Source organism: Acinetobacter uliginosus (genome assembly GCF_044130295.1).
Lineage (GTDB): Bacteria > Pseudomonadota > Gammaproteobacteria > Pseudomonadales > Moraxellaceae > Acinetobacter.
This window is the reverse complement of sequence record NZ_JBIQOC010000172.1, coordinates 1-2,336: the sequence shown is the minus strand read 5'-3', so window position 1 is coordinate 2,336 and position 2,336 is coordinate 1. Positions and strand designations below refer to the sequence as shown.

1 protein-coding gene is annotated in these 2,336 nt (G+C 43.7%); it reads left to right on the top strand.

Features of this window, described 5'->3' with window-relative positions:
* Nucleotides 1-297: 297 nt before the first annotated feature.
* Nucleotides 298-1,932 (top strand): SulP family inorganic anion transporter, encoded by a 1,635-nt coding sequence (locus ACE01T_RS17515; protein WP_395519778.1) that lies wholly within the window; start codon nt 298-300, stop codon nt 1,930-1,932.
* The last annotated feature ends 404 nt before the right edge of the window (nt 1,933-2,336 follow it).

Sequence of the window (2,336 nt, the reverse complement as noted above, 5' to 3'; positions counted from 1 at the left end):
GTGAATATCATGGCTGCTGTAGTGGCTTATTGTTTGAACCCCAATAAGCCAACTTTCCAAAATATGCTAAAAGGTTAAGTGGATTTCATCGAACTCAGGTTAATTAAAACCGCTTTTTTTACAGACTTTTATTTGACTGATTTGTTATGCTGTCGGATGATTGATGAACACAATTTTCATGTGGCACGTGATTTAGGACGGCGTCAATTAATTATCACCGATGGTGATCACCACCTTTGTGCGGTGTACCTGCAGCATGAAGATGCCCTCACCGACTATACAAGATTTGACTAGTCTATGACAGCTGCTAAAAAGTTCCCTATTTTTGATGTGATTGCAGGTTTATCTATCGCAGGTTTACTGCTGCCTGAAGCGGTCGCCTATTCCAATATGGTCGGGTTGCCACCGCAAAGTGGTCTGGTGGCACTGGTGCTGGGCTTAGTGCTGTATGGTCTGATCGGGAATAGCCGTTTTGCGATAGTTTCTGCGACCTCATCTTCTGCCGCAGTCATGAGTTCAGGTCTGGCAACCATAGTCATGTTTTCTTCGCCGGAACGGGCAGGTCTGGCCTATGCCCTGGTATTTCTGTCGGGAATTTTACTGGTGATCGCAGGGTTATTTAAACTTGGAGATGTGACACATTTTATTGCAAAACCTGTACTGAAGGGTTTTTCTTTTGGCCTGGCACTCAGCATTGTGCTGAAGCAACTTCCTTTAGTATTACAGGTACATCCTGAACATAGTAATTTTTTTCGTCAGTTGTGGGAAATGCTACAAGCCTATTCGAGCTGGAACTGGCATGCTTTGATCATGGGACTTTGTACCTTTTTCACTTTGCAATTAACCCAGCGCTATAAAACTATTCCAGTGGCCTTGTTGCTGATTATTTTAGGTATTAGTTTCAATGTGATGGGATATACCCACGCATGGGGAATCCGTTCTGTTGGGCATTTTGAGTTGGTTCTACCGAGTATTCACTTGCCTCAGTTGGGTATGAATAGCTGGTTGCAACTGGTAGAACTTTCACTGGCCGTTGCACTGATTATTTATGCAGAATCTTATACTTCAATTCGTAGCTCGGCCCTAAAATACCATGATGCAATCCAGCCAAATCGTGACCTGATTGCATTGGGCATGAGCAATATCTGCTCAGGACTGTTTAAGGGAATGGCGGTTGGTGCAGGTTATTCGGCGACTTCAGCCAATGAATCTGCAGGGGCAAATAGCAAAAAATCAGCCTGGGTAGCAGCGCTGGCCGTGGTGATTTTTTTACTGTTTTTTCGCAAGTATATCGCCAATATTCCTGAACCCGTTTTGGCGGGTATTGTGATGTATGCAGTCAGTGGACATATTCGTTTTGCCCCATTTAAACAGTATTTTATCTGGCATAAAGATCGCTTGTTGTCGATTATTGCAATTTGGGCAGTGATTATTTTTGGTGTGCTCAATGGGTTACTGATTGCGGTGCTGGTGAGCATTTTAATGTTATTGAAAAGCTACTCTGTTCCTCGAATTGCCTGGCTTGGACGTCTCAATGGCGGGCATGATTTTGTTGATATCAACCGTTTTCCTGAAGCTGTAGCACCTGATGCTATTTTAATTGCACGGCCTGATCACCCCCTGTTTTTTGCCAATGCAGAAAAAATCTGTCATGCAATTCTAAAAAAGGTTTCTGAGCAAAATTATCAGCATGTGATTTTGAATCTTGAAGAATGCCCAAGCCTGGATAGTACCAGTATTGAAGCATTGTTATTGTTGGCTGAGCATTTGCAAGAGGAGGGGATTAAGCTAAAGTTGGCACGCGTACGCCGTTCAGTCGCAGAAACTTTATTGTATGTGAATAGTCCTTTATTCCCCCGCTCGAGTTATGATGCACAAAGTGTCGATGATGCCGTGAGCCAGATAGAAAATCATCGTTCGACAGCAACTTAAGCGCACGGCGTAAACCACGCGTACGATACAACTCTGGAAAAAACGACTGAGAGCATCCTCTACCTGATCGTCCAGTTACAATCAGCAAAATGCGAATCTTGCTGGGTGGAAAACAATACACTGATACTTTATGGGCAGAACATTTTGCTGTCAGCACACATGCAGTATTTAAAATATGTACTTGCTCAAAGCTGATCCTGACAGTGTACTATTTTAATAGGATCTGTCAGGTTATATCGGACAATTGATCAAGAGCAATGACTTGACATACTCCCACCACTTTCGACTAGCTCAAGTGGGGGATTCTAAAAGCAAAGGCTCTTAGGCGACTTCCTCACGGATTTCGCTTGCTTTCTGCTTCGCAGGGCGACCTTTACTGCGTCTTCCCTCCACAGACAAAACGG